Annotated in this window: 25 protein-coding genes and 1 pseudogene; 15 read left to right on the top strand and 11 right to left on the bottom strand. The window is 64.3% G+C overall.

Features of this window, described 5'->3' with window-relative positions; translation table 11 throughout:
• Positions 1-51 precede the first annotated feature (51 nt).
• Together BCO18175_RS09860 and fdhD are read right to left on the bottom strand one after the other, a co-directional pair.
• Positions 52-1,266 carry a molybdopterin molybdotransferase MoeA gene (locus tag BCO18175_RS09860; RefSeq protein WP_174980419.1) on the bottom strand — a complete coding sequence of 405 codons (1,215 nt, stop codon included), beginning with the start codon at positions 1,264-1,266 and terminating at the stop codon, positions 52-54.
• On the bottom strand, positions 1,266-2,144 hold the full coding sequence (gene fdhD, locus BCO18175_RS09855; RefSeq protein ID WP_174980418.1) for a formate dehydrogenase accessory sulfurtransferase FdhD: 879 nt from the start codon (positions 2,142-2,144) through the stop codon (positions 1,266-1,268). The genes BCO18175_RS09860 and fdhD overlap by 1 nt, the downstream gene beginning before the upstream one ends.
• Before the next feature lie 426 nt (positions 2,145-2,570).
• Between fdhD and BCO18175_RS09850 the strand changes: the two genes are divergently transcribed.
• The 4 genes from BCO18175_RS09850 to BCO18175_RS09835 all read left to right on the top strand — a co-directional run bounded on the left by BCO18175_RS09850 (position 2,571) and on the right by BCO18175_RS09835 (position 6,736).
• On the top strand, positions 2,571-3,971 hold the full coding sequence (locus tag BCO18175_RS09850; RefSeq protein ID WP_174980417.1) for a cytochrome ubiquinol oxidase subunit I: 1,401 nt from the start codon (positions 2,571-2,573) through the stop codon (positions 3,969-3,971).
• Between the two features lie 3 nt (positions 3,972-3,974).
• Complete coding sequence (cydB, locus tag BCO18175_RS09845) at positions 3,975-4,982, top strand: cytochrome d ubiquinol oxidase subunit II (protein WP_174969668.1); 1,008 nt, start codon at positions 3,975-3,977, stop codon at positions 4,980-4,982.
• Between the two features lie 186 nt (positions 4,983-5,168).
• Positions 5,169-6,089: a bestrophin family protein gene (locus tag BCO18175_RS09840; RefSeq protein ID WP_174980416.1), complete on the top strand. Its 921-nt coding sequence runs from the start codon at positions 5,169-5,171 to the stop codon at positions 6,087-6,089.
• 260 nt (positions 6,090-6,349) lie between these two features.
• A complete protein-coding gene (locus BCO18175_RS09835) occupies positions 6,350-6,736 on the top strand; it encodes a VOC family protein (RefSeq protein WP_174980415.1) in 387 nt (128 codons plus the stop codon).
• 26 nt (positions 6,737-6,762) lie between these two features.
• On the opposite strand, the gene BCO18175_RS09830 is transcribed toward BCO18175_RS09835, so the two are convergent.
• From BCO18175_RS09830 to BCO18175_RS40970, 3 genes and pseudogenes are all read right to left on the bottom strand, one after another.
• Positions 6,763-7,203, bottom strand: a complete 441-nt coding sequence (locus BCO18175_RS09830; protein WP_174969671.1) for a nuclear transport factor 2 family protein — start codon at positions 7,201-7,203, stop codon at positions 6,763-6,765.
• A gap of 129 nt (positions 7,204-7,332) precedes the next feature.
• Entirely contained in the window at positions 7,333-7,683 is a 351-nt protein-coding gene (locus tag BCO18175_RS09825; RefSeq protein WP_174980414.1) for a DUF1493 family protein, read from the bottom strand.
• A pseudogene (locus BCO18175_RS40970) lies at positions 7,683-8,146 on the bottom strand (STM2901 family protein). Before BCO18175_RS40970 ends, BCO18175_RS09825 begins: the two are co-directional and overlap by 1 nt.
• Before the next feature lie 424 nt (positions 8,147-8,570).
• Between BCO18175_RS40970 and BCO18175_RS09820 the strand changes: the two are divergent.
• Entirely contained in the window at positions 8,571-8,984 is a 414-nt protein-coding gene (locus BCO18175_RS09820) for a VOC family protein (RefSeq protein ID WP_174980413.1), read from the top strand.
• Between the two features lie 111 nt (positions 8,985-9,095).
• On the opposite strand, the gene trpS is transcribed toward BCO18175_RS09820, so the two are convergent.
• Complete coding sequence (gene trpS, locus BCO18175_RS09815; protein WP_174969674.1) at positions 9,096-10,109, bottom strand: tryptophan--tRNA ligase; 1,014 nt, start codon at positions 10,107-10,109, stop codon at positions 9,096-9,098.
• Between the two features lie 212 nt (positions 10,110-10,321).
• On the bottom strand, positions 10,322-10,477 hold the full coding sequence (locus BCO18175_RS09810; protein ID WP_174980412.1) for a hypothetical protein: 156 nt from the start codon (positions 10,475-10,477) through the stop codon (positions 10,322-10,324).
• 478 nt (positions 10,478-10,955) lie between these two features.
• Here BCO18175_RS09810 and BCO18175_RS09805 point away from each other — a divergent pair, with 478 nt between their 5' ends.
• From BCO18175_RS09805 to BCO18175_RS09790, 4 genes are all read left to right on the top strand, one after another.
• Complete coding sequence (locus BCO18175_RS09805) at positions 10,956-11,597, top strand: hypothetical protein (RefSeq protein WP_174980411.1); 642 nt, start codon at positions 10,956-10,958, stop codon at positions 11,595-11,597.
• An 82-nt stretch (positions 11,598-11,679) separates the two neighbouring features.
• Complete coding sequence (locus BCO18175_RS09800; protein WP_174950012.1) at positions 11,680-12,012, top strand: RebB family R body protein; 333 nt, start codon at positions 11,680-11,682, stop codon at positions 12,010-12,012.
• 187 nt (positions 12,013-12,199) lie between these two features.
• Positions 12,200-12,556 carry a RebB family R body protein gene (locus BCO18175_RS09795; protein WP_174973447.1) on the top strand — a complete coding sequence of 119 codons (357 nt, stop codon included), beginning with the start codon at positions 12,200-12,202 and terminating at the stop codon, positions 12,554-12,556.
• A 183-nt stretch (positions 12,557-12,739) separates the two neighbouring features.
• Positions 12,740-13,066 (top strand): RebB family R body protein, encoded by a 327-nt coding sequence (locus BCO18175_RS09790; RefSeq protein ID WP_174980410.1) that lies wholly within the window; start codon positions 12,740-12,742, stop codon positions 13,064-13,066.
• Between the two features lie 81 nt (positions 13,067-13,147).
• On the opposite strand, the gene BCO18175_RS09785 is transcribed toward BCO18175_RS09790, so the two are convergent.
• Positions 13,148-13,822 carry a Crp/Fnr family transcriptional regulator gene (locus BCO18175_RS09785; RefSeq protein WP_174980409.1) on the bottom strand — a complete coding sequence of 225 codons (675 nt, stop codon included), beginning with the start codon at positions 13,820-13,822 and terminating at the stop codon, positions 13,148-13,150.
• Between the two features lie 407 nt (positions 13,823-14,229).
• Between BCO18175_RS09785 and BCO18175_RS09780 the strand changes: the two genes are divergently transcribed.
• From BCO18175_RS09780 to BCO18175_RS09765, 4 genes are all read left to right on the top strand, one after another.
• Entirely contained in the window at positions 14,230-14,787 is a 558-nt protein-coding gene (locus tag BCO18175_RS09780) for an RNA polymerase sigma factor (RefSeq protein WP_174980408.1), read from the top strand.
• A 114-nt stretch (positions 14,788-14,901) separates the two neighbouring features.
• Entirely contained in the window at positions 14,902-15,207 is a 306-nt protein-coding gene (locus BCO18175_RS09775; protein WP_174938291.1) for a RebB family R body protein, read from the top strand.
• Positions 15,208-15,242: 35 nt separating this feature from the next.
• Positions 15,243-15,848: a hypothetical protein gene (locus tag BCO18175_RS09770; RefSeq protein ID WP_254608017.1), complete on the top strand. Its 606-nt coding sequence runs from the start codon at positions 15,243-15,245 to the stop codon at positions 15,846-15,848.
• 302 nt (positions 15,849-16,150) lie between these two features.
• Positions 16,151-16,597, top strand: a complete 447-nt coding sequence (locus BCO18175_RS09765; RefSeq protein WP_174980406.1) for a hypothetical protein — start codon at positions 16,151-16,153, stop codon at positions 16,595-16,597.
• 115 nt (positions 16,598-16,712) lie between these two features.
• On the opposite strand, the gene BCO18175_RS09760 is transcribed toward BCO18175_RS09765, so the two are convergent.
• The 3 genes from BCO18175_RS09760 to BCO18175_RS09750 form a co-directional block, all read right to left on the bottom strand.
• Positions 16,713-18,455 carry a thiamine pyrophosphate-binding protein gene (locus tag BCO18175_RS09760; RefSeq protein ID WP_174980405.1) on the bottom strand — a complete coding sequence of 581 codons (1,743 nt, stop codon included), beginning with the start codon at positions 18,453-18,455 and terminating at the stop codon, positions 16,713-16,715.
• A gap of 79 nt (positions 18,456-18,534) precedes the next feature.
• Positions 18,535-19,413: a helix-turn-helix domain-containing protein gene (locus tag BCO18175_RS09755; RefSeq protein ID WP_174980404.1), complete on the bottom strand. Its 879-nt coding sequence runs from the start codon at positions 19,411-19,413 to the stop codon at positions 18,535-18,537.
• Between the two features lie 221 nt (positions 19,414-19,634).
• A complete protein-coding gene (locus BCO18175_RS09750) occupies positions 19,635-19,775 on the bottom strand; it encodes a hypothetical protein (protein ID WP_438820022.1) in 141 nt (46 codons plus the stop codon).
• A gap of 435 nt (positions 19,776-20,210) precedes the next feature.
• On the opposite strand from BCO18175_RS09750, the gene BCO18175_RS09745 reads away from it, so the two are divergent.
• Both BCO18175_RS09745 and BCO18175_RS09740 read left to right on the top strand, forming a co-directional pair.
• Positions 20,211-23,096: a type VI secretion system Vgr family protein gene (locus BCO18175_RS09745; RefSeq protein WP_254608016.1), complete on the top strand. Its 2,886-nt coding sequence runs from the start codon at positions 20,211-20,213 to the stop codon at positions 23,094-23,096.
• Positions 23,097-23,131: 35 nt separating this feature from the next.
• Positions 23,132-25,213, top strand: coding sequence for a phospholipase D-like domain-containing protein (locus BCO18175_RS09740; protein ID WP_174980403.1), 2,082 nt, complete (start codon positions 23,132-23,134; stop codon positions 25,211-25,213).
• Positions 25,214-25,510 lie beyond the last annotated feature (297 nt).

Here is a 25,510-nt window from a genome sequence, read left to right as displayed (position 1 = left end):
CGTGGCCTGCGCGGCGAAGGGCGCGGATCGGGCGGGTGTCCGGCATCGCGTTCATGCGAGCCAGTGCGCGAATTCGTAATACGGTACCGCGTCGCCGCACGCGATGCGCTGCCCGGCCGGCAGCCGGGCCAGCCCGCTCGCCTGCACGAGCGATTGCAGCGTGCCGGCGCCTTGCTGACGCAGCGTGTCGAGGGCGGGCGTGCCGTCGAGGCCGACCGTGCAGTGCACACGCACGAAGCGCTCGCGCTGCGCATCCGGTTCGAAGTCGGCGTCGATCGGCAGCGACGGCACGATCGGCAGGCGTGCATTGCGCCCCTGGAGGCGGCGGATCAGCGGCGCGACGAACAGCGCGAACGCCGTCATTGCGGCGCCCGGATTGCCGGGCAGCAGCACCACCGGTTGCGTGTCGAGCCGTGCGAGTGCAACCGGCTTGCCCGGCTTCATGCGCACGCCGGCGACGATGAACGATGCGCCGAGCGCGTCCAGCGCGGGGCGCAGCAGATCCTTGTCGCCGACCGATGCGCCGCCGACGCAGATCACCAGGTCGCAGCCCGCGTGCAGGTCGCGCAGCGCACGATCGACGGCCGGCGCCGTGTCGGCCGCATGCAGGCTCATCGCGACTTCGGCGCCGGTTCCCGACACCAGCGCGGCGAGCATCGGCGCATTGCTGTTGTAGATCTGTTGCGGCGCACGCGGCTGGCCGCACGCGACGAGCTCGTCGCCGGTCGTCAGGATGCCGACGCGCAGCGCCGGGCGCACGTCGACGCACGCGAACCCTTGCGCGGCGGCCACGCCGACATGCATCGCGCTCATGCGTACGCCGGCCGCCACGAGCAGGTCGCCGGCGCGCACTTCCTCGCCCTGGCGGCGGATATGCGAGCCGCTGCGCTGCGGCGCGTCGAACGCGACCCAGCCGTCCTGCTCGCGTGCGTGCTCCTGCATCACGACGGTGTCCGCGCCGGGCGGAATCACGCTGCCGGTGAAGATGCGCGCGGCCGTCCGCGGGGCCAGCGGCATCGGCGTGTCGCCCGCATAGCAGCGCTGCGCGACGTGCAGCGGCTCGCCGTGCGCGAGATCCGCGTGACGCACGGCGTAGCCGTCCATCGCGCTCTGGTCGGCCGGCGGCTGGTCGAGCACGGCGGTGAGCGGCGCGGCCAGCACGTGGCCGGCGGCTTCCGCGACCGGGATGGACGTGGTGGCCGCAAGCGGCGCGAACGTGCTCGCGAAATGCTGCTGCGCGGTATCGAAATCGGTCAGGGGTTTCATCAGGAGAGAGCCGGATGCGCTGGCGCAAGCGCCGGTTGGTCGGGGTGACAGGGGTGAGCGGCGGCGGGCGACACGTACTCGACGAAGCCGTCGTTGCGGCAGAAGCCGACCAGCCGCACGCCGGCTTCGCGGGCGACGTCGATCGCGAGCGACGTCGGCGCCGAGATCGTTGCGATCATCGGGATGCCGACCCGCGCGGCCTTGCGCACCAGTTCGTAGCTTGCGCGGCTCGACAGGAACACGAAGCCTTCGTGCAGGTTCGCGCGGCGCCGCGCGAGCCGGCCGATCAGCTTGTCGAGCGCGTTGTGGCGGCCGACGTCCTCGAACACGTCGAGCACGGCGCCGTCGCGGTCGCACCAGGCGGCTGCGTGGATGCCGCCCGTCTCGCGCATCAGCGTCTGGTGGGCCGGCAACTCACGCGCGGCGCGTGCGATCGCTTCCGCGCCGATACCGGCGGCCGTGCCGGCGGCGGCGATGCGCGGCGGGTGCAGGTCGAGCTGCGCGATGCTTTCGATCCCGCATACGCCGCAGCCCGTGCGGCCGGCCAGTGCGCGCCGGTGCGCCTTCATCGCCATGAACGCCTGCTGCGACACGGTAAGCCGCACTTCGGCGCTGCCGGCCCGGCATTCGCTTTCGATGTCGAACACGTCCGACGCGCGCTCGACGATGCCTTCGCTGAGCGCGAAGCCGAGGCCGAACACGTCGAGGTCGATCGGGGTCGCCATCATGACCGTGTGCGCAATATCGTTGAACACGAGTGCAACCGGCGTTTCGTCGACGACGCGGTCGACGGTGTCGCGCGCGTCGCCGGCACGGTGGCGTGTCACATGACACGCGGTGCTGCCGGTCGGATCGTCGCGGCGGATGCAGGACTCCATGCGGTTTTCTCCAGTCGGATCGGCCGGCGGGCCGGCCGGGTCGAGCGCGTGCGCCGGACCAGGGGAATCGATGCTGCCGGGCGGGCGCGGCCGAGGGGGCGCGCCGTCGCCTCGGGCAGGCGTTTCATGGGATGTTAAGGGGGATGACAGGCGTACCGGATGCACAGCGCCGCAACGCGGAAAGCAGTACAGCTGACCATCCCGCAGGCACGAAATGTGTTTTCCGTACACACATCTCCGGCAGCGGAGGCAGCACAGTTTCAACGCACGTTCGAACGATTGCGAGTATCGTTGCAAACGCGATATCGTCATTCACGCTTCGATGCCATGCGAGTGACCGTTTGTGTTCGCATGTGTTGTCGCCAAGCCGTCGCGCGATTTCCTGCTTCGAGCGTACGTCCTCACAACCACGAGCAAATTACGGTCATGGAAATCTTCGATGCGTTCCATCTCGCCCGATTGCAATTCGCGTTCACGGTGTCGTTCCACATCGTGTTTCCCGCGATCAGCATCGGCATGGCGAGCTTCCTGGCGGTGCTGGAATGGCGCTACCTCGTCACCGGCGATGCCGCCTACAAATCCATGTTCCAGTTCTGGTCGAAGATCTTCGCGATCGGCTTCGGGATGGGCGTGGTCTCCGGCGTCGTGATGGCGTACGAGTTCGGCACCAACTGGGCCGGCTTCTCACGCGTCGCGGGCAACATCACGGGCCCGCTGCTCACGTATGAAGTGTTGACCGCGTTCTTCCTCGAAGCCGGCTTCCTCGGCGTGATGCTGTTCGGCTGGCAGCGCGTCAGCCCGCGCGCCCACTTCTTCGCGACGCTGATGGTCGCGGTCGGCACGCTGATCTCGACGTTCTGGATCCTCGCGTCGAACAGCTTCATGCAGACGCCGCAGGGCTACAAGATCGAGAACGGGCTCGTCGTGCCGGTCGACTGGTTCAAGATCATCTTCAATCCGTCGTTCCCGTATCGCCTCGTGCACATGACGATCGCGGCGTTCATCGTCGCGGGCTTCATCGTCGCCGCGTGCGGCGCGTGGCACCTGCTCAAGGGGCGCCGCGACGAGCCGGTGAAGCGCAGCTTCTCGATGGCGCTGTGGATGCTGCTGGTGCTCGCGCCGATCCAGATCGTCGTCGGTGACGCGCATGGGCTGAACACCCGCGAATACCAGCCGGCGAAGATCGCGGCGATCGAGGGGCTGTGGGAAACCGAGAAGGGCGGCACCGCGCTGAACCTCTTCGGGCTGCCCGACATGCAGGCGGAAACCACGCGCTATGCGATCCAGGTGCCGCACCTCGGCAGCCTGATCCTCACGCACAGCTGGGACGGCGAGATTCGCGGGCTGAAGGAATTCCCGCCGCAGGACCGCCCGTATTCGCCGATCGTGTTCTGGACGTTCCGGATCATGGCGGGCCTCGGGATGCTGATGCTGCTCACCGCGCTGCTCGGGCTGCTGCTGAGAAAGGGCGGGCGCCTGTATGAAACCCGCTGGTTCCAGTGGTTCGTGGTGGCGATGGGGCCGTCGGGCATCCTCGCGCTACTGGCCGGCTGGATCACGACCGAGGTCGGGCGGCAGCCGTGGACCGTCTACGGCGTGCTGCGCACCGTCGATTCCGTCGCGCCGGTCAGTGCGCAGCAGGTCGGCGTGTCGCTGCTGATCTTCGTGGTCGTGTATTTCCTGGTGTTCGGAACGGGTATCTACTACATGATGAAACTGATGAAGCGCGGGCCGGCTGCCCAGGCCGGGTATATCGAGCTGCACCGGCATCCGGGGCTGCGCAAGAGCGCGCTGTCCACGCCGCTGAACGTCACCGAAGCGGAGTAAGCCATGCAAATCGATCTTCCTGTCATTTGGGCCGCGATCATCGGCCTCGGCGTATTCATCTACGTGATGCTGGACGGCTTCGATCTCGGCATCGGCCTGCTGTTTCCGTTCTTCGATGCGAAGGCCGAGCGCCAGGTGATGCTCGACACCGTCGCGCCGGTGTGGGACGGCAACGAGACGTTCCTGGTGCTCGGCGGCGCGGGCCTCTATGGCGCATTCCCGGTCGTGTATTCGACGCTGCTGCCGGCGAACTACCTGCCGCTGGTGCTGATGCTGGTCGGGCTGATCTTCCGTGGGGCGGCGTTCGAGCTGCGCGCGAAGGCCACCCGCACGCAACACATGTGGGATCTCGCGTTCATCGGCGGCTCGGCACTCGCCGCGTTCTGCCAGGGGATCGTGCTCGGTTCGCTGCTGCAGGGCATCAAGATCGAGAACAACCAGTTCGCGGGCGGGCCGTTCGACTGGCTGTCGCCGTTCAGCCTGCTGTGCGGGATCGGCGTGCTCGTCACGTATGCGACGCTCGGCTGCGGCTGGCTGATCCTGAAGGTGGACGGCGAACTGCAGCGCAAGATGCGGCTCCTGATGAAGCCGCTCGCGGGCGTGCTGCTCGCGGTGATGGGCGTGGTGAGCCTGTGGACCGTGATCGGGCTGCCGGCCGTCGCGCACCGCTGGTTCGGCAGCGGCAACCTCGGTTGGTTCCTGCCGGTGCCTGTCCTCGTCGTCGCGTGCGTGTGGGGCATTTTCCACACGGTGAAGCGTGAGCACGAGGCCACACCGTTCCTGCTGACGCTCGCGCTCGTGTTCCTCGGCTACACGGGGCTCGTGATCAGCATCTGGCCGAACATCGTGCCGCCGTCCCTGTCGATCTGGGACGCGTCGTCGAGCCCTTCGAGCCAGAAGTTCGCGCTCGTCGGCACCGTGATCGTGCTGCCGATCATCCTCGTGTACAACGCGATGCAGTACCGTGTGTTCCGCGGCAAGGTGCGCGAGGGCGATATCGGCTATCACTGAGCGGCTATCACCGAACCCCACACGATGTGACGGGCGAGGCGGGTGCAGTGGGCGCGGGCGTATCATCACGCGCAGCGCGGCGCCCGTGCCCGGCACTCACCCGACAGCGGCCCGCCACGCGCGGGCCGTTGCGCATCGGGCGCCGGCGCGCCGTTTGATGCACCCCCTGGCAGTCGAGAAAACACCATGATCGTCCGACCACAACAAAACTGGCTCAGGATGCTGTTCGTCTGGAACGGCTCCGTGCTGCAATCGATCATTCCGCAGCTCGTGTTCATGGCGGTCGTCAGCACGCTGGCGGTCTTCACGAACGGGCGCATCTTCGGCGAGAAGATCCCGCTCAACACCGCGCCGTTCACGCTGTTCGGGCTCGCGCTCGCGATCTTTCTCGGGTTTCGCAACAGCGCGAGCTTCGAGCGCTTCAAGGAGGCGCGGCATCTGTGGGGCAACCTGCTGATCGCGGCGCGTACGCTGACGTCGCAGTTCAATCGCTACCTGCCCGACAGCGTGAGCGACGCCGAGCGCAACAGGCTGGCCGACCTGCTGATCGCGCTCACCTATGCGCTGAAGCATCAGCTTCGTCATACCGATCCGACGGCGGACCTGCAGCGCATTCTCGGGGCGGAGCGCACGGCTGAGCTTGGCGGCAAATGCTTCAAGCCCGTCGCGATCCTCGACGAGCTGCGTGGCGGCATCGTCCGCGCGCTGGGCCGTGCGCCCGGCAGCGACGCGACCTGCTGGATGTTCGAGGCGCAACTCGATGAGGTGGGCAAATCGGTCGGCGGGTGCGAACGCATCCTGTCGACGCCGATCCCGTTCTCGTACAGCGTGCTGCTGCATCGCACCGTGTATGCGTATTGCGTGCTGCTGCCGTTCGGCCTCGTCGATTCGACGGAGTTCTTCACGCCGCTGATCTGCGTGTTCATCTCGTACACGCTGATCGCGCTCGAAGCGATCGCGAGCGAGGTGGCCGAGCCGTTCGGCCTCGCGCCGAATGCGCTGGCGCTCGATGCGATGACGCGCACGATCGAGCGGTCGGTGCTCGAACTGGGCGAACGCCCGATGCCGGAGGAATTCGTGCCGGCGTCGACATACCAGATCACGTAGGCGGGGGCGCGTCGCAGCGCTACATCGATTTCGAGCCGGCACCGGGCGGCGAGGTCGGGCAGGTCGTGCGCTTCCTGCACGATCCCGACAGCTATGCGGTGATCGCCGACGACTTCGACGGGTACCTGCGCAAGCTGATCGACGACGGTTATGCGTTTGTCATCGATTTCGACGAAGAATAGCGGCGGGGCGAGGCCCGTGATCGATGTGGCGTGACCGCGCGAGCGGCGGCGCCTGCTGCAATTTCAGGAGAGGTTGAAATGCGAATCTACGTGACGAGTATCTTTGTCGACGACCAGGACAAGGCGTTGACGTTCTACACCGACAAGCTCGGGTTCAAGCTGAAGAACAGCGTGCCGGTGGGCGAGTACCGCTGGCTGACCGTGGTGTCGAAGGATCAGCCGGACGGCACCGAGCTGCTGCTCGAGCCGAGCAACCATCGCGCGGTCGGGCCTTACAAGCAGGCGCTGTACGAGGACGGCATTCCGGCGGCATCGTTCCAGGTCGACGATCTCGATGCGGAGTTCGTGCGGCTCAGGGATCTCGATGTCCGCTTCACGCTGGAGCCGATGGACGCGGGGCCCGTGCGCGTCGCGGTCGTCGACGATACGTGCGGGAACCTCATTCAACTGATGCAGTTGAAGTGACTCATTGCGCCGCGCGGGGCGCTCGCTCAGCGCACCGCGACCGGTGGCGCATGGTGCATCCAGCTGCGCTCCTGCGTACGGCTTCGGATGCGCCACCCGCATTCGGTTCGCACCAGCAGGTCGCGATACCAGAGCCCGACGAAGCACACGCGATCGTCGCCGGCTTCATCTGCCGAGATCATCATCGCCTGGCCGGCCGTTCGCGCGGTTGCGGCGTCACCGTCGACGATCAGCAGCGCCGTCGAGATCGTATGCTGCGTGCCGCGCAATGCCGACGTCACCTGTTCCAGATAGGCGGCTATCTCCGCACGGCTGCCGGCCGGACCGCCGAAGGCCGTGTAGTCGAGGTTCGCATTGGCCGCGAAGAGGCGCTCGAATTCGTGCCAGTCGTGGCGATCGACGGCGTGGCAGTAGCGGGTCAGCAGATCCTGGATCTCCATCCGGTCGATCGTTTCCTGTGGCGTCATGGTGTCGTGGGTTGGGGGATGACGGGGAAACGATAGCGGGGGCGTGCGGGGGCGGCATCGGCGGAGTGGACTAAGGGCCGGCAGAGATTGACGACCGGTCGCGCAAGTGCGGGTGGCTGCCGGTGCCGATCATTCCTTGATCGCCTTGGCGTCCCACTTGCCCAGTGAGACAGCCTTGCACAGCATGCTGACGGTCAATGCCTCCCGTTCGAATGTATGGGGTTTCCTGAACAGGTACTTGCGCACGATGTGATAAAGGAACCCTTCGCCCTCCATCAGGAAGTAGCGTCCGAAATCGTAGTCGCCGCGATCCACCTCGAATCGGGTGAAGAATCGATCCATGAAGATGTCCGCATCGTTTCCGGTTTGTCCGAGATCGTCGGATACCGATGTACTCCCGGTAATCCGGCGCTTGCTCGATACGGCTGCTTCCTCGCGAACGAATGCTTCCAGTTTTTCCCACAATTGACGGTCGTCCATTACAGAATCCTGTCCTCCGGTTTTGCAATCTGGTTGTACCGGGAAACGTGTTCCGGACAATATGGAAGGCATCTTTGGCGAGCAGAACCCAGCCGACGCCCGGCACGGTCCGGCCAACGAACACTGCAAGACGATGAGTCAGGATCACACGCAGATTCTTGATGCTTTGTAGCGTGACGGTCGGTAGTACCTTGCGTTTGAATTCATGCCGGAATACCGATCGTGCCATCACGGATGCGACGGAGGTACCTTGGGTCGCCCCGAGCGGTTTGGCGCGGGTCGGCAGGATCGGCAGGCCGGAAAGAATCAGAATAACGGCTTCCACATCGTCTATTCCGGCTTGTTTGCGCGTTTCGTCGGCGGCAATCAGGAAGAATAGTTCGGTCGGACTCAGGTTTTGCTGGTTCTGGTAGCGATAGGTATTCACTCGCTGCCCTCGAGGTGCAGGCGAAACGAGCCGCATGTGCTGCATGTCTCGCTTGCTGTCTTTGCTATTGGTGGGGCACGTTAGCGAGACCGTCGCTGCAGGTCAATTTCGGAGAGAGGGAATGCGTGCGGCTTGCGATGGCTCGCGCGCTCGAGCGAAGGCTGCCTGATGGCCTGCGTTTGCAGTGCCGTCACCGACGAGCGGTGTGGAGGCCGTCAACGCACGCGCCGTTTCTGCAGCGACGGATGGCTTGAATCGAAAGGTTTCCAAGTGTCGCTGGCCGTGTTCCGGACCGACGCCTGCCTTGAAAGCGGCTTCGTGCTGCATCTGTGTGGGCGCGCAGTGAGTCGAAGTACTGACCGACATGCCGCATGGTCGCACGGGCGCCAGGAAAGATGGTCGGTCGGACGGAAACGGGCACGCTTGTGTAGACTCACGCTCATTCAATGGAGCAAACATCATGCAACTGCTTGATCACGTGTCAATCAGCGTGCCGGATATCGAACTGGCGCGCCCGTTCTACGATGCCGTGATGACTGCGCTGGGCGCAGCCAAGGTCTATGACCGGCCGGCCGCGCTCGGCTATGGCGAACGCTGCAATGCGAACGACACCGCATCGACGTTTCTGGCGGTCTATCTGGATCCCGCAGAAGTCGGCGTGAGCAAGCGGCACTGGTGCTTCAAGGCCGCGAGCCGCGAGCAGGTGGATGCGTTTTTCGAGGCCGGCCTGGCGACGGGCGGGCAATCCGACGGTGAACCGGGCTTGCGGCCGCATTACCACGGCGACTACTACGGCGCATTTCTCGTCGACCCGGCCGGCAACCGGGTCGAGGCGGTGTGCCACGCGTCCGTGCCGGCGCACGCATCGCGATGAAGTGGCAGTGGCATCGACGCGCGTTCACACACGCGATGCAGTGATCGCCGCGCGCCGGCGCGATACCGACCGGCGCGCGAAGTACGTTCTCGCGTGCTCTGCCTGCGCAGCTCAATCGAAGTAGTTCAACCCCATCGCCCCCTTCACCTCCGCAAGCGTCGCGCCGGCCACGTCCCGTGCGTGCATCGTGCCGCGCTTCAGGATCGCCATCACTTCGGCCTTGTCGGCCTCGAATTCGCGGCGGCGCGCGCGGATCGGTTCGATCAGCGCCTGCAGCCGCTCGTTCAGCACGCGCTTGACGACGCTGTCGCCGAGCCCGCCGCGACGGTAGTGCGCTTTCAGCTCGTCGACCTTCTGCACGTCGGGTTCGAACGCATCCAGGAACGTGAACACGACGTTGCCCTCGACCTGGCCGGGATCGCTCACGCGCAGGTGGTTCGGGTCCGTATACATGTCCTTCACGGCCTGCGTGATCTCGTCCGGCGTCGAGCCGAGCGTGATCGCGTTGCCGAGCGACTTGCTCATCTTCGCCTTGCCGTCGATCCCCGGCAGCCGCGTGACCGGCGACAGCACGGCCTCGCATTCGACCAGCACGGGCTGCTCGACAGTCGCGTTGAAGCGGCGCACGAGTTCGTTGGTCTGCTCGATCATCGGCAACTGGTCGTCGCCGACCGGCACGTGCGTTGCCTTGAACGCGGTGATGTCGGCCGCCTGGCTCACCGGATAGGTCAGGAAGCCGGCCGGGATGTCACGCTCGAAACCGCGCAGGCGGATCTCTTCCTTGATGGTCGGGTTGCGTTCGAGGCGCGCGACCGTGACGAGGTTGAGCAGGTATTGCGACAGTTCGGCGAGCTCGGGCACCTGCGACTGCACGACGATCGTCGAGATCGCCGGGTCGATGCCGACGGCGAGATAGTCGAGCGCGACTTCGATCACGTTCTCGGTGACGCGCTGGCGGCGGCCCATGTTGTCGGTCAGCGCCTGCGTGTCGGCGAGCAGCAGGAACTGCTTCGCTTCGTGCTGCATCTGCACGCGGGCGCGCAGCGAGCCGATGTAGTGGCCGAGATGCAGCGGGCCGGTCGTGCGGTCGCCGGTGAGGATGGTCGGTCGAGTCGGGTGGGTCATGTTTGGTCGTTGCTCCGGGTTATCGAAGCCGCCAGCCATGGTGTCTGCGCAGAAACGCAAATGCCGCCATCGCTGGCGGCATCACGTTTGGGACATGCAAAAGGAAACGGGCCGCCTGGGTCAGGCGCGCCACCAGCAATGCACGATCGGCGAGGCGGGTTGGGTTTCCATTGCGTGAGTATAGCGTAGTGCGTGCCGGACGGCCGTGCGCGTCAGCGGATCACCGACTCCATCGCGAGGTACGCGGTTTCGGCCGAAGGCCACAGCAGGTACAGCAGGCCGGCCATCAGCAGCAGCGCGCCGGCACGTGCGAACGGCGTGCGGTCTTTCTCGCGCGAGGGGCGGGTGGGCGGCTTCGGGTTCTTCATGCTTGCTGGCGCACGAGGCGCCACTCCAACGGTTGCTGCAACGGGTCGGGTGGGGCGACGCCGGGGTGTTGCGGGGTTCGACGGGGGCTGGGGTGCGGTTGGGCACCGTGTCGCCTGGACGGGACGGCACGGATGACCGGTCTCGCGGCCCATTAAAAGGGATCGATCGGGTGTCCGGTGTCCGCTTTCCATGCTGAGGCGACCGGCATCCTACCAGTTTGGCGGGGTGGGCACAGTCAAGAATTGTCGGGGAGGGGGCGGCCGGAGGAGGCATCTCCAATTTCACAGACTCGTCTCACGGTTCGTCCCTACAGCGGTCCTGCCGAACTTTACGGTGAGGCCGTCGCACGTCCATTCCCGGGAGAACACCATGCGATATCCATTGCAGCCTGCTGACCAGGGCGCCTCGGCACCGCGTCCGTCCGCCCTCCAACCGCACGCACCGGCGTCGCGGGCGGACATCGAGGAGAGGTAAGCCATGAGCCACGAAGCACTCGACCCGCTGCTGCGGCAGTTTGCGGAGAAGCGACTGGGGCGGCCCCTCGCGCCGGCCGAAGAACAGGCGCTGCTGGAGCAACTGCCGGGCAGGAGTGGGAACCCGTCAGCGCCGGCGGCGGGCACGGCCGTGCCGGCGCCCGCCGCGAACCGGCCGTTGCCGCAGTTGAAAACCCGGCAGGAGGCGCGCGAACAGATCAAGCATTTCCTGCAGCTCAACCAGCAGAAGGCGTACGAGAAGATGCGCGGCATCCTGCAGACGATCGAAACACAGAACGAGACGACTCTCGGCATGCTGGCGTCGGAACAGCGGAAAGTGTCGGGCGTACTCGACGCGCATGAGCCGCCGGGCGATACGCAGGCATCAGGCGCGGCCGAGATCCAGGACAGCACCCGCGAGGCGCTGGCGATGATCGGCGAACAGCTGACGGGCCTGATCCGGCAGGAAATCGACGCGTGCTTCCGGCAATACGTCGATTCGCTCGCCGAACGGCTCATCGCAAGGCTCGACGCGATGGACGACCGGTTGCGAAGCGTCGGCGCTACCTCGTCCGAACCGACCGAACCGACCGTCGTCGCCGCCGCTGCCGTTCACGATACCTCCGGCCAAGCGTCCATGGAGTAGCACGCGGGTTATTCCGGCAGAAAGCGAAACCGGCCGGCCCCCGATGTGCGACCTCTCAACTACGTGAACCAAGGAGCAACAAATGGCTGATACGTGTCAAGTGTGCCAGGTGAATCCCGCGATTACCGATGCGGTCACACAGGTCAACGTCAAGGTGGTCGCGGAAGCGCCGGCAATGGCGATGGGCTCGCTGTACCAGGCCCAGAGCCATTCGCTCAGCATCCTGTTCGAGAACGCGGTGCAGCAGCAGTCGCAGGCCGCAATCCAGTCGCAGACGTCGACGAACGTGGGGACGATGCAGCTCTACACGATCGGGCCGGAAAGCGCGGGCGCGGCCGCCACGGAAATCGGCGCGAACGGGATCATCTCCATTCTGGCCGACGTGATCGCAATCGGGAAGGCAGTCAAGGCCTGACGCGCCATCGCAACGCCGCGGTTGAGCGGCGGCGCAAGCGGCGGGAGCCGCCAATGCCGCCGCCGCGCCGTGGACCCGCATGGCCGCCGGCGCCTGAACAGCGGTGCCGCGTGGTGTTCCGGAGCAAACGACAGAACGGGCAGAGCCGATTCGATGCGGCGCCTGTTCGCGAATCAGGAGAAATACGATGGCAGATGGCGCAAACGACTCGAAAGACCCCTGCAACTGCAAGACGTGCGCGGTGAACGCCGCGATCACCGACGCGGTCACGCAAACCAACGTCAAGGTGGTTGGCGAAGCGCCTGCGATGGCAACGGGCTCGCTGTACCAGGCTCAGAGCCACTCGCTCAGCGTGCTGTTCGAGAACGCGGTTCAGCAGCAGTCGCAGTCGGCGGTGCAGCTGCCGACCTCGACGAACGTGGGCACGATGCAGCTGTACACGCTCGGGCCGGCAAGCGCGGGGGCCGCCGCGACGGAAATCGGCTCGAACGGGGTGCTTTCCGTGCTGGCTGATGTACTCGCGCTCGGCAGGGCGCTTGCCTGACGCGTAGCCTGGCGTCGACGCCGGGCGGCGGCCCCGATCGGTGGCTGCCGCCCGGCGCCAGACGTCGTGTCGACGCCCGCGAAGGCGGGCCCCGGCGGCGGCATGCGGCACGCATCGCCGACCGACCCACTCATGCTTTCGCCGTGACAGCGCCGCAGCGGCGAGCCAACCAGGAGCAACGACATGCCGGAACAGGTTTCCCCCGCGGTGACCGATGCGGTCACGCAAGCCAACGTCAAGGTGGTGGGCGAAGCGCCCGCCGTGGCCTTGGGCACGCTCATGCAGTCGAACAGCCATGCGTCCGCGATCCTGCTGCACAACGCGGTGCAGATGCAGGCGAACCAGGCGATGTCCAACCTTGCCGCCACGACCGTCGGCGTCATGCAGCTCTATGCGGGCTCACCGGCGGCTGCGGCGGCCGGCGCGGCGCGGTCGGCGAACGACAGCTTTGCGTCGCAGCTGGCCGCCGTCGCGCAACTGATGAACGCCATCAGCCACTGGCGCGGCTGACCCTCGCCACGCGCGGCCCGAACCGGCGCGCGCAGCCGCCCCGCGCCGCGGCACCGCACGACGCACGTGCGTGCCGGGCCCTCAATTGGTGTCGACGATGGTCCGGAGCTGCTCCGGTTTCTCGATCGTCACACCGTGCTCGTGTAGCCGGATCAGGCCGTCGCGCTGCATCTTCTGCAGGCTGCTGTTCAGTCGCGGCCGGCTGACGTTGAGCATCGCCGCGAGGATGCTCTGGTTCTCCGGCAGCGGCACCTCGAGATCGTTCCCTTGCATGCGGTTCAGCAGATGGCGCGCGAGCCTTGCGTCGAGCCGGTACAGGCATGCCGATTCGACGAAGTCGCTCAGCTGGTGGATATGCCGGCACAGCTGCTCGTGGATGCGCCCCATGAATTCCGCGTTGGCCAGCAGCGGCGCGAAGTATGGGCGATGCAGCAGCGAAATGCGGCAGTCGGGGCTCAACTGGGCGGTGAAGTTGCGCTGGTGTGCGCGAATCAGTGTGTTTTCGCCGATGAGTTCGCCAGGCATCGAGTGGCCGAGAATGACCTCGCGTCCGCCGGGTTCGTGCAGCGTCCTGTAGACGCGGCCGCGGTGCACGAACGCGACGAAATCACCCGGATCGCCCTTGAAGAACAACAGGCGATTGCCGTGTTCGGGCCAGAGGGTGACATGCCGCTCGATATGGGCGATCAGACTTTCCGGGAGATCGGCGAGTATCGGTATGTTGCGCAACGTTGGAGCGTTAGCAAGGGCAGGCATGTTTTCCGCGCGAGGTTGTTAGACGATGCGGCCACCTAGCGAAAAACGCTGCCTTCGGCATTGCGTGAAGAATGAATAACGAATATATCGGGATAATCGGCAAGCAGTCCGGATATCGCGGCACTCTGACGGTAACGGCGCTTGGCCGATTGACATGGATAGCCGTATGCCGGCGCATGAACCCATCGCGGCGGCAGTTGTCCTCTTTCATCGCAATGCCGTTATTCAGGTCCGGCGACGCCCCTTAAACGACGGATCGGAGCATGCCGGGGGATTAATATTTCTGTTCATAATAATCAAGAAAATTTACCGGAACCGATTATCGTTATAACGGTGTTACGCGGGTAACAGCGCCATTCCCGGTATCGACTCGATTCTGTGTTTTCCAATAAAAAGGAAGGCACGGGATGACAACCTCGAACCAGCACGCTGCCCCGGCGCCCGAGTCTCCGGCGCAGCAGCTCGATCGCACGTGGCGGGAAATGCAGGGGAAATTGCGGCGCCGCGCGCGCCTGTTGTGCAAGGGCGATATTCACCGCGCCGACGAACTGCTCTCCGACACCGCACTCAAGGTCCACATTTACCTGCAGCGCTCGCCCGAGCGCGTTCAGAACCTGGCCGGCTTTCTCTTTCTGGTGCTGAACCATGCGTTCCTCGATGGCGCGCGCCGCCGTCTGCGCGAAAGCGGCATGCTCGAATTCGACCCGGGCTGGGACGACGATCACGCCGTCGAGCTGGCCGGCCACGCGCCGTCGGTGGAGCACCAACTACTCCTCCGGCAGCAACTGCTGCGTCTCGAGCAGGCGCTGTCCACGCTGCCCCCGCAGCAGCAGATGCTGTTCACGCTCAAGTTCGAGGAGGACCGGCCCTATCTGCACATCGCGACGACACTCGGGATCAACGAGCCGCTTGCCAGAAAGCGCGTCGAGCTGTTGCGCAAGAAGTTGCGCGAGCAACTCGCGTAAGCGCGTTCACGAACGCGGGCACGCAGCGTTCCTAACGGCATGTGCGGCGTCGCTGGCCTGCCGGCCCGTCCGTTCCTTCAATCGCATGCCGGAGCCGGGTTCCGAGGAGGCCTCGTGGCAGACAAAGTCAATGAGCAGATTACCGACGCGGTGACGCAGACCAACGTCAACGTCGTGGCTGGGTCTCCGGCCCAGGCGCTGGGCACGCTTTACCAGATGTTCAGCCAGGCCGTCGGCATCTCGGCGCAGAACATGACGCAGCAGCAGGCAGCGCTGAACCAGATTTCGAACGCCGTCGTGTCGAAGGCGGTGGCCATGATCCTGTCCGTCGAAGCATCGCCGAAGGGCGCATCGGGCGGTGGGTCCGGCGGCGCGCCGCAGGTTCCGGCGGCCGGGCCGCAGACGGGCCCCACGCATTAGGACGCGACGACTCTCGGGATACCTGAACCATGAACATGAAAGGACTTTTGGGCGGACGCGGTGACGGCACGACGCAGACGCCGGACGATGTCGCGGACACCGCAGCCGAACCCACGACGCCGGCCGATGTCGCGCCGGACACCGCGACACCCAAAGCCGGCGCGCGCACGTGGCCGGTCAACCGGCTGCGCCGCTTCACCGATGCATTGAAAGCACCGAACCAGGTCGCGGATGCGCCCGGGTCCGGCGGCTCGGCGCTGCAGACCGTGCAGGCGATCAACGCGGAGGCGGCGTCCTATGCGACGACGCAGATCGCCGTCGGCCCGAACATGATGATCACGCAGGCGGGCGGCATGGTCGCGCAGGCGGCGGCCAACTACTTCGAGGCGACGACGTCGCTGGCGATCGCGGGCAAGAGCGTGCTGATGAAGGACCTTGCGCAGAAGACCGTCGACGAGAACGTGCCCGGCATGGCAATGGATGCGGTGGGCCTGTTGTTGACCGATCTGTTCGTGGCGACCGCGGCGATCGTCGCGGGTGCCGCGGAAGCGATCGAAGGGGAGGCCGCCAGTGTCGCACTCGACAGGATCGACGAAAGCCTGCAGAAGTATCAGGCGCTGCTGGACAAGAAGGGCGCGTAGGGTGCGCCGACGATGCAGCCGCGGGCTGCGTGGGCAGCGTCGACGACGACCCGGGCAGGCGCGAAACGGCAGGCATTGAATCGATGCATGCGTGATCGTCCGCGTGGTGTGGATGATCGCGCCGATGGGGAACGTCGCGGGCAATTGCCGTCCGCATGCGCACCGACGAAGCATCAATCGACACGACCCGCCGGGCCGTCAGGCTCGATGCGGGATGTGAGCGGCGGGACCGACGCACGGCCATTCTGTCGAACACGTCGCGGCTTGCCAACAGCAGTCCTATCTAGTCATGTGAGGCACTCATGTCCTACATCATTCACGACGTACACGGTCCCGCGCCGCTGGGGGTTGGCGAGCTCAACTGGGGAGATGCGACGGAAATCGACTTCGGCGCGATGACGAGCTGCATCGCGCTCGTCGAGCAGACACCGGGCCAGCCGACGATGGTGCGCGGGATTCATCTGTCGATCGTCAGCGCCGGCGGCACGAACGTCTACGATCCGGCGGCAGACGTAGCCGGACAGGTCGAGACGATCATGCAGCAGAGTGGCGATCTGCGCGCGTGCCTCGGGCGCATCGACCTTTGGCAGGCCAGCGAGTTGCAAGAGGTGCAGGATTTCTTCGCCGGGTTGATGCAGAGTCTCGACATGACTGACTGGGTGCCGGTGCCGGACGGCAACCTGCGGGTGCGGATCCACGGTGGCGTGATGCAGTATCAGCAGGGCACCGGCGCATGGACCAACGTGTAGCCGGCACGATCCGCTGAAGCCGGTACCCGCCATGCGTGCGGGCGCCGGTTCGAATGGATCTTGACGGGGCGGAGTGATTCCGCGAGGCCATTCGGATCAGGACCATGAGTACCGGTTACGTCACGCTGACCGGAATCTCTATCAGGTTCGGCTGTCCCGATGCGATTCCGCACGCGACGGCGGCCGCGATGTCTCCCGGCCGCGCCACGCGACGGGCGGCCAGCCCCCAGGATCTCGCGAGTGCCAGGAAGTCGATGGGCGGGTCCTTGAGGTCCATGCCGGCGAAGCGATCGGCATGGGCGCTGACGAAATGATGCTGCGATTTCATGTACTTCTTCAGGATGTTGTACTCCTGATTGTTCACGACGACGAACGTGACCGGAAGACATTCATGCGCCGCGGTCCACAACGCTTGCGGCGCGTAGAGGGCGGAGCCGTCGCCGATGATCGCGACGACGGGCTCCCGTCCGAGCCCCAGCGATATGCCGACCGCCGCGCCCATGCCCCATCCGAGGATGGCGCCCCGGGTACCGTAGTACTGCCGGGTACCGGCGGAGTGGAGCGCGCTGCGAATCAGCGGCATCGTCGCCGGCGATTCATCGACGACAGGCGTCGTCGGACCGAGCGCCCGCGCGACTTCGTGCGCGGCGACGAGCGGTGTCGTCATCGTGGCGCTCAACCCGGACGCGACCTGCTCCTCGAGGTTGATGCGCCGTCGTGTGCGACTGCGCTGCGCGTCGGCGCGCAAGGTATCGATTTCGGCGCGCCGATGCTGCGACGCGTCGCGCAGCATCGGCAGGAGTGCCTGGAGGGATGCGCGAAGGGCGCCGACGCAGCCCAGTGCTGTTGCATGTATCCGGCCCAGGTCGTGCGGGTCGCTTGCCAGCTGATAAAGCCTGCACGTAGACGGAATGGCAGGGCCGACGGAGTAGAGGATCGTGATGCTGAAGTGACCGCCGAGCACGAAGACCGCGTCGAAGGCGCCGAGCGTTTCATGCATGTCGGCGGCCGTCATGGGCAGGTTGCCGCACCACAATGCATGCGACGTCGGAAACGGCAGGTGGGCCGGCCAGGATGGACCAAATACCGAGGCTCCCAGCGTTTCGGCGATGGCTACGGCTTCCGCGCTGGCGCCGGCCGCGAACACTTCGTCGCCCACCACCATCGCAACGCGTCCGGGAAGGATCGAGGCCAATGCCTTCGCCAGATCGGGCAGCGCCGCCGGGATCGAGGTGCGGTCGATCGCCGATTGCCGCGCGACAGGCCGGGACGTGGTGCGCTCCATGACATCCATCGGCAGGGACAGAAAGACCGGCCCGGACGGGGCCGCCGCGCTGTCGTTGAATGCGCGCCTCACGAGCACGCCGATTTCATCGGGGTGAGCGACTTCCCGTGCCCATTTGACCGCCGGACGGGCGACACCCAGCGAATCGCCGTACAACAGCGGATCGGTGTATGCATGGCGGGTATCCTGCTGGCCAGCCGTGACGACCAGCGGCGTTCTGGCCGCCTTTGCATTCAGAAGGGCGCCCATCGCGTGGCCGAGGCCGCCCACCGTATGCAGGTTCGTAAAGCCGGGCCGGCCCGAAGCCTGGGCATAGCCATCCGCCATCGCCACGACCGCGGCCTCCTGCAAGCCCAGCACATACGACAGGTCGGGCGCGTCGGTCAGTGCATCGATGAATGACAGCTCGGTCGTGCCGGGATTGCCGAAAACGTAGCGTACACCTTCGCTTCTCAGCACCTCGACGAGCACCTCCGCGCCGCGTCGGGGCTGGATGTCGTCGAGCGCTACGAAGCCCGTATCGGCTTCTGTTTCCCCGTTCGTCACCGGGCGTCGTCGTTGATTTGCGTCCATGTCTTCCTCCCATTGAGGGCGAGGATAGGACGCGATACGACGCTCGCGCTTGAACGTTCTTGCGCTGTGCGCCTTTTTGTTACCGGGTGTCGCTCCAGCGACTCGGCGCGACACCGTTTGCCTTCTTGAAGTGACGGTTGAAGTGGCTCTGGTCCGCGAAGCCGAAAGTCGCGGCCACTTCCGTTGCGGGCATGCCGGCACGAAGCGCATCGCAGGCGCGGGCCAGTCGGACCTGGTTGCGCCAGGCATGCGGTGCCATGCCGACCTCGCGCGAGAAGATGCGCGCGGCATGGAATTTCGACACGCCAACGACGTTGGCCAGCTCGGCCAGGTCGAGCGACGCGGTCAGCTCGTCGAGCATGCGCGCCTTCATCCGCTCGACACGCATGCGATCGATGCTCATCGGCCGGGAAGGCGGGCGCATCCGTCCATAGCGCTTCAGCAGCGTGGAAACGGCGTCGAGCAACACGTACTCCACGGCAAGCATGTCGGTGCCGGTCTCGAGTACGCGGTGCGCTCGCAGCGCGCGGCCGACCAGGTCGACATCCTTGATGATGTCCGAGTCGAACCAGGGCGTGCCGTGATAGGACAGCCCGGCCTCTTCGGCCACGCCCTGCACGAAATCGACCGGCAAATAGAACGTGCGGCATTGCCAGCCTGCGTCGGCCGCGCTCGAACCGGTATGGATTTCGCCGGGATTGATGATGGGAAGGGACCCGGCGTCGGCGACGAACCGCGTGCCGCGATAGTCGTAACGTTCAGCCCCGCGTTCGATGACCGATATCGTGTACGCGTCGTGCCAGTGGGGAGAGTAGACATGGTCGGTGAAGCGGGCCGTGACCATCTCTCCGCCGGGGACCAGCGTGGAGCGCCAGACGCGCGCGTCGTTTCGGCGCGTCGGCTTGCCGTTCGCGTGAGGCGCGTGTTGCTCGATATCGTCGGAGTCGATTGCAGACATAGGTCACTCGGGCGTGGTCATCCATGTTCGAGCCGCAGGATAGCGTCAAAATGAAATGTTCGCCGACGCGGTTTCACGGGTGATCCGTTGGTCGACGAGCCACGCATTTGAGACTGTCGTCGCGGACGCGTGCCACGCGACGACAATTCATCGCCGCTGTCCCGTTCAATCCAAGTACGTCAACCCCACCGCGCCCCTCGCCTCCGCGATGGTCCGCCCGCCTAGCCCCGCGCGCGGGCCGGTTCGCTGCCCCGTAGTCGCGAGACCGACGACAGCATGGCCTCGCATTCAACCAGCACCGGCTGTTCGACGGTCGTGTTGAAGCGTCGCGCGAATTCGTTGGTGTGTTCGATCATCTGCAACGGGTCATCGCCGGCTGGCATAGCCGGTTGCATAAAAAAGGGGATCGATCGGGCATGCCGAGGAAGCGGCTGGGAAGGGAGTGCCGCCCGTCGCGAAGTGCCGGGAATACCAACAGTTTGGCGGGGTGGGCATAGTCAGGAATTGACGGCCGAAGGTCGAATCCGGTCGGGCGGAAGATGAGTAATATTTACTTTCGAGTGATGGAAAGAATGTTAAATGTCAATGGAATCAACATGTTCCATTCTTTTTGATGTCAAAAGGTGTGGGTGTTGTTCCGCTGTATTCAAGGCGCGTGCATGTGTTGCCGTCTGTTACCACAGCGCAATTGTTTTTGTGTGAACGTTGCATTTAAAATCGACACTCAAATCAATTAAGTGCGCAGGTGACGTAGCGGTCTGAGAGCGTCGTCGCCGAATGCCCATCGATAAGTGAACGTGACCGAAATTCTGCGTGCCTTCGTGAGCGCGCTCGATCAGAACAATCGTGCAATCCGGTTTCATTGGGGACGACATCAAGAGGCGCTGGCACGTGTCCTCGTACCGCAAAGCATCGATTTGACGGAAGGCTTGTGTACCGGCATCGAAGGGCATTTGACCTGTCTGTCTTCGCGCCCGGATCTTCCGCTGTCCACGTTTCTGGGGTTGCCGCTTTCCGTGCAACTGATGACGGATCGAGGCAAGCCGTACCCGATCAACGGAATCATCACCGACGTGCGTGCCGGTCAATCGGACGGCTCGCTCACGTGCGTACAACTGACGTTGCGCGACGCGCTTGGAATCCTCGAGCAGCGTGTCAACAGCAGAACGTTTCGTTCGACGAGCGTCCCGGACATTCTGGAAACACTGCTGCACGAATGGCAGCAACGCAGTTCGGCGTTGGCGCAGGCTTTCGATTTCGAACTCGTGCTCGATCGCAATCAGTATCCGAAGCGCGAGCAGACGCGTCAGGCGGGCGAATCGGATGCGGCTTTCATTCGCCGGCTGTGCCGGCGTGACGGCATTTTCTGGTATGCACGGGCCGGCAAGCATGACGGAGCGGCAACCGATACGCCGGTCCACACGCTCGTGTTCTGCGACGATCCGACGAAGTTGCCTCAGGCGGCGGCAGGCCAGGTGCCTTATCACCGCGGTTCGCAGTCGCGGGAGCGTGACGCGGTCACGCTCTGGTCCACGGCCCGAGCGCTGACGCCCGGCAGCGTGCGACGTTCCAGTTGGGATTACAAAGCCGGCAGGATGGCACAGTCCGAGCAGGAGACGATCGTCGATCAGGGGGAGGCAGGCAACGATCTCGCGAAATTGCTGGCTGATTCGGTCATCGACGTCCCGCACGCAGGCGATTCGGACGCCGATCAAGAGCGCTTGGCGAAGGCACGCATTCTGGCGCACGAACGTCGTGCGGAGTGCGTATACGCGGCGAGCGATGTCCGGGACGTTTCACCAGGTTTTTGGTTCACGCTGCTTGGGCATCCCGAGGTCGACACGCGGCCGGACGAACAGCGGCAATTCGTGATCACCAGCCTTCATCATCGGGCCAGCAACAACTACTCCAAGGCGCTCGATGAACGGGCGCAGGCACTGTTTGCCGCGAGTCGCTGGAGCTTCGACACGTTACCGGCGGAAGAAGAGGGGGCCGGGGTTCGATACGAGAACACGTTCACGTGCGTGCGCCGGGGCGTGCCGCTGACGCCAGCTTACGACCCGCGCGTTGATTTGCCGCCCGTGCATCCGTTTACCGCGAAAGTGGTTGGTCAGGATGGCGAGGAAGTGCATTGCGACGAATTCGGCCGCATCAAGGTGCAGATTCTTGGCTTGCGCGCCGACGACCACACTCATGCACAGGGCGCCGGCACCAGTGGAACCGAGCGGGACAGCGCGTGGGTGAGATGGGTCAGCCCCTGGGCCGGCCCGAACTACGGCATGGACATGCTGCCGCGTGCCGGCATGGAAGTGCTGATCGACCATCTGCATGGCGATCCCGACAAGATGATCGTGACCGGGGTGCTGCACGGCGGTCCCAATATGCCGACCACGTTCAGCCACACGGGCTCGCTTCCGGGCAATCGATATCTGTCCGGTATCAAGACGAAGGAGGTCAAGGCGGATCGCTACAACCAGCTGCGCTTCGACGATACGCCCGGCCAGATCAGCAGTCAGCTTGCCAGCGAGCACACCCATACCCAGTTGAACCTGGGTTACCTGACGGAGCCTCGCGACGACGGTAAAGGCGCGCCTCGCGGCGACGGTCTGGAGGCTAGAACCGATGCCCAGGCGGTCATTCGCGCGGCGAAGGGCGTCTACGTGACCGCGCAGCAGCAGGGACGTGCCGAAGGCAAGATGCTCGAACGCACGGCATTGCAGACGTTGATCGAACAGTTGCAGGAACTGGTACGAAACCTCGGTGATGCGTCCGCTGCGAATGACGCCGAGAATACCGATCTTGCACGCATCGAGAAGATCACATCACAGATCAAGGGCTGGGACGCCGGCAGCAACGTCGACCAGGGTGGTGGAGGCGGTGGTGGCGGTGCGCCGATGGTTGCAATCGAGGGGCCGGCCGGTGTGACCGTGGCCAGCGAGGATGCGATGGTGCTCGGTGCGCAGACCAACATCGATGCCGTAAGTATCGGCAACACGCAGATCAGCGCGGGACGTCGTCTGCTGATGCGCGTCGGAGACTGGATGAGTGCCTTCGCGGCCAAGGGCATGACGCTCGTCACGGCAGAGGGCAAGCTCCGGATTGAAGCGCACAAGGAGGACGTCGTCGTGAAGGCCGCCAAACGGATCATTCTGGAGGCGGGTGAGGAAATCGTGTTTCGCTCGCCTAAGGTCAATACCCAGGCGAGCGACGAAGCGTCGATCAACGGCGGTTCGAGCTACAGCCAGTGGAATGGTGGCGGCGTCGTGCATGGCACGAGCGGCGTGTGGCGCGAACATGCGGCGTCGCACAGCCTCGTCGGCCCGGACAACAAGCCCGTGAAAGCGCCCGATCCCCTGACCTTCAAGGAACTGGAGCAACAGGACAGCCTGGCTGTGGTGCTCCGTTCGCATCCGGAGGACGGCCGGCCGCTCGCCTATGAGCCGTACACGCTTTACAAGGGATCGGCCAAGATTGCGGACGGCGTGACCGACGAGCATGGTCAACTGATCATTGCGAATCACCAGAAGGGCACGTCTTCCTATACGGTCAAGCTGCACAACGGGCATGAGATCGACGTGCCCGTGAAGGAGGAGGGCTTGACCGATGACGAGCAACTGGCCGCGCAGGGATGGCGAGCGGTCGACGGCGATCCGGAATCGCGCCAGCGCCACGCAGAGGGCTGACCGGCGATTTGCCACAGTTTTTGACGAGAAACCTGATGTCCGATACCAATACCCAAAACAAATCGAAGGCGCCGGTCGATGTCGGTAAGCGGCAGACGGTCGCCAGTGCACAGTGGTTTCTGGAAAAGCAGGCGGACTACTACGCGCCGCCATACGAAAAGAACAATCTCGACGTATTCATCTGCGGCGAGGATGCGTTCAAGCAGATTGCGGCCGATTTGAAGGCGGCCAAGCACAGTGTCGAGATCATCTGCTGGGGCTTCGATCCCGGGATGGAGTTGATCCGGAACGGAAAGGTCTGGCCGCGAGGAGATACCTGGGGTGGATTGCTGCGCGACGTAGCGGCAGGGAAATTCAACAATGGCAAGCCGGTGCAGGTTCGTTTGCTTTCGTGGTATGGCTTCATCGGAAGTCTCGGCTCGAACAACATGCCGGGTCACAGCAGCGGTCGCCTGAACTATGAAGAGAAGATGGCCATGGAGGTCGCCATGGCAGGCGGTATCTATTTGCCGACCGAGAATCCGCCTCAACCGCAGACTCCGCGGGAACGGCGCGAGGATTTCAATTCGCGATGGTATGACGATGCGTTTGCCGGCCGGCTGCCCAACCTGTCGATTCGTACGCGGGACGGCAGCAGCAAGGACGTCCATGAAAGCCTGAAGAGCGAGCCGGGCAAACGTGATTTCACCGAGGTACTGGGGCTGGAGAAGGTGGCCACCGACCATCAGAAGACTATCCTGATCGATTACGACCATGAAGGCGGCGTGCACGCCGTCGGCTACGTGATGGGGCTGAATAGCGTGACGGACTATTGGGACACGCAGCAGCACCTCTTCAATGATCCACGCCGTGGTGAGGCGTGGGAAGGGGCCAATGACACGGAGCCGGGCCTCAAGCCTTACCAGGACTATGCAAGTCGGATTCGGGGTGAGGCGCTGGTGGCGGTGAGCAAGAACTTTACCGACGCGTGGAACCGTGCCAAGGGCAAGGGCACGAACCTGTCGCGAACGCACGATTTCAAAAAGGTGCCCCCGGGATTGACGCAGAATCTCGGCACGCCGTGCCAGCGTGCGCAAATTGTCCGTACGCAGCCTGAAGAAAAGGACAAATCCGTCAAGGCCTTGTATAACCAGGCGACGTCGTTTGCGCGCAGCTATATCTACATCGAGAACCAGTATTTTCAGTATACCGAGTGGCCGACGAAGCTGAAGGAATTGCGAGCTGAGTTTCTGTCATGCAGCCAGGCGGCCGGAAAGAATCCCGCCGACATACCGAATTTGCACGTGATGGCTGTCATTCCCACGCCCGAGCGGGCACAGATGGTGCCGCGCACGCATGATACGGTCAAGGTGCTGGGCCATGGCACTTCGATGCCCAATCAGGACAAGGCGGTGGAAGACGAACTCGCGCGCAACCGGCAGCAGCAGGCAACCTGGGATGCTTACGTCAAGCGTCAGAAAGCGAGCGGCGCGAGCATCGACCCCGACTATTACCCTGCTCCGCTGTCGCCTGCGGCGCAAAGCGCCAAGGACCTCGGTGACAAGGCGTCCCTGACGAAATCGCTGGATCAGATGGGTATCCGCGCGCTGGTCGGTAGCCTGTGGTCATTTGATTACAATTGGCGCAGTTCCAAGCTGAATACCGAAACTGAGAAGAAGCAGGCTCGCTGGGACGACTACGTAAAAAAGCAGCAAGCCAAAGGCGAACTGCCAGACCCGGATCTGGCGCCGATGCTACCGTTACAGGCACAATCATTCGCGGCCCGGTACAGGGAGATCTACATCCACAGTAAACTGCTGGTGATCGACGACAGTTTCTTCACGTTGGGCAGTGCCAATCTGAATTTGCGGAGCATGGCAGTGGATGCCGAGATCAACGTGGGAACCGACGACCCTATGAAAAGCGAAGATCTGCGCAAGCGGGTGTGGAAGCTTCATACCGGAAATGCAGCGGATTGCAATCCGTCGTCGTTGACTCCGCAGGCCATGTCAAAAGCGTTTCGCAACTGGGTGCAATTGCTGCGGGCCAATGAGCTTGCCCGAAAGAAGGGTGATGCGCCGACCGGCTTCCTGCATCCGTTCCATGATGAGCGTGCGACAGGCGTTCGCTTATCCTGAGTAGGTTTCCCAAATCGTGCTAAATCAATTGCGATCGACTCCCACCAACCGTATCGGCTTGACCCGGTTAGTTTCTGCTTTCCTGTTCCTTGCATGTGCAGCCTGCTCAATGAACGATTCTCTTCCTCGCAACATGTCGTTGACCGCCTTCAACCCTCATCGCACAGCATTTGAGTGCAAGCACGAGGTTGACGTGGTTCCCCCCCTCGACCCCGAGGCCGATCGATGGAACCAGCAGGCAATGGCGTTGACCAGCGCGCTGTTGTGGCCGAACCAGCGCGATTACAAGGGCGCTGT

It is taken from the genome of Burkholderia lata (assembly GCF_902499335.1).
Taxonomy (GTDB): Bacteria; Pseudomonadota; Gammaproteobacteria; order Burkholderiales; family Burkholderiaceae; genus Burkholderia; species Burkholderia lata_B.
The sequence above is the reverse complement of the archived record's forward strand: the minus strand, read 5'-3'. Positions and strand labels throughout refer to the sequence as shown.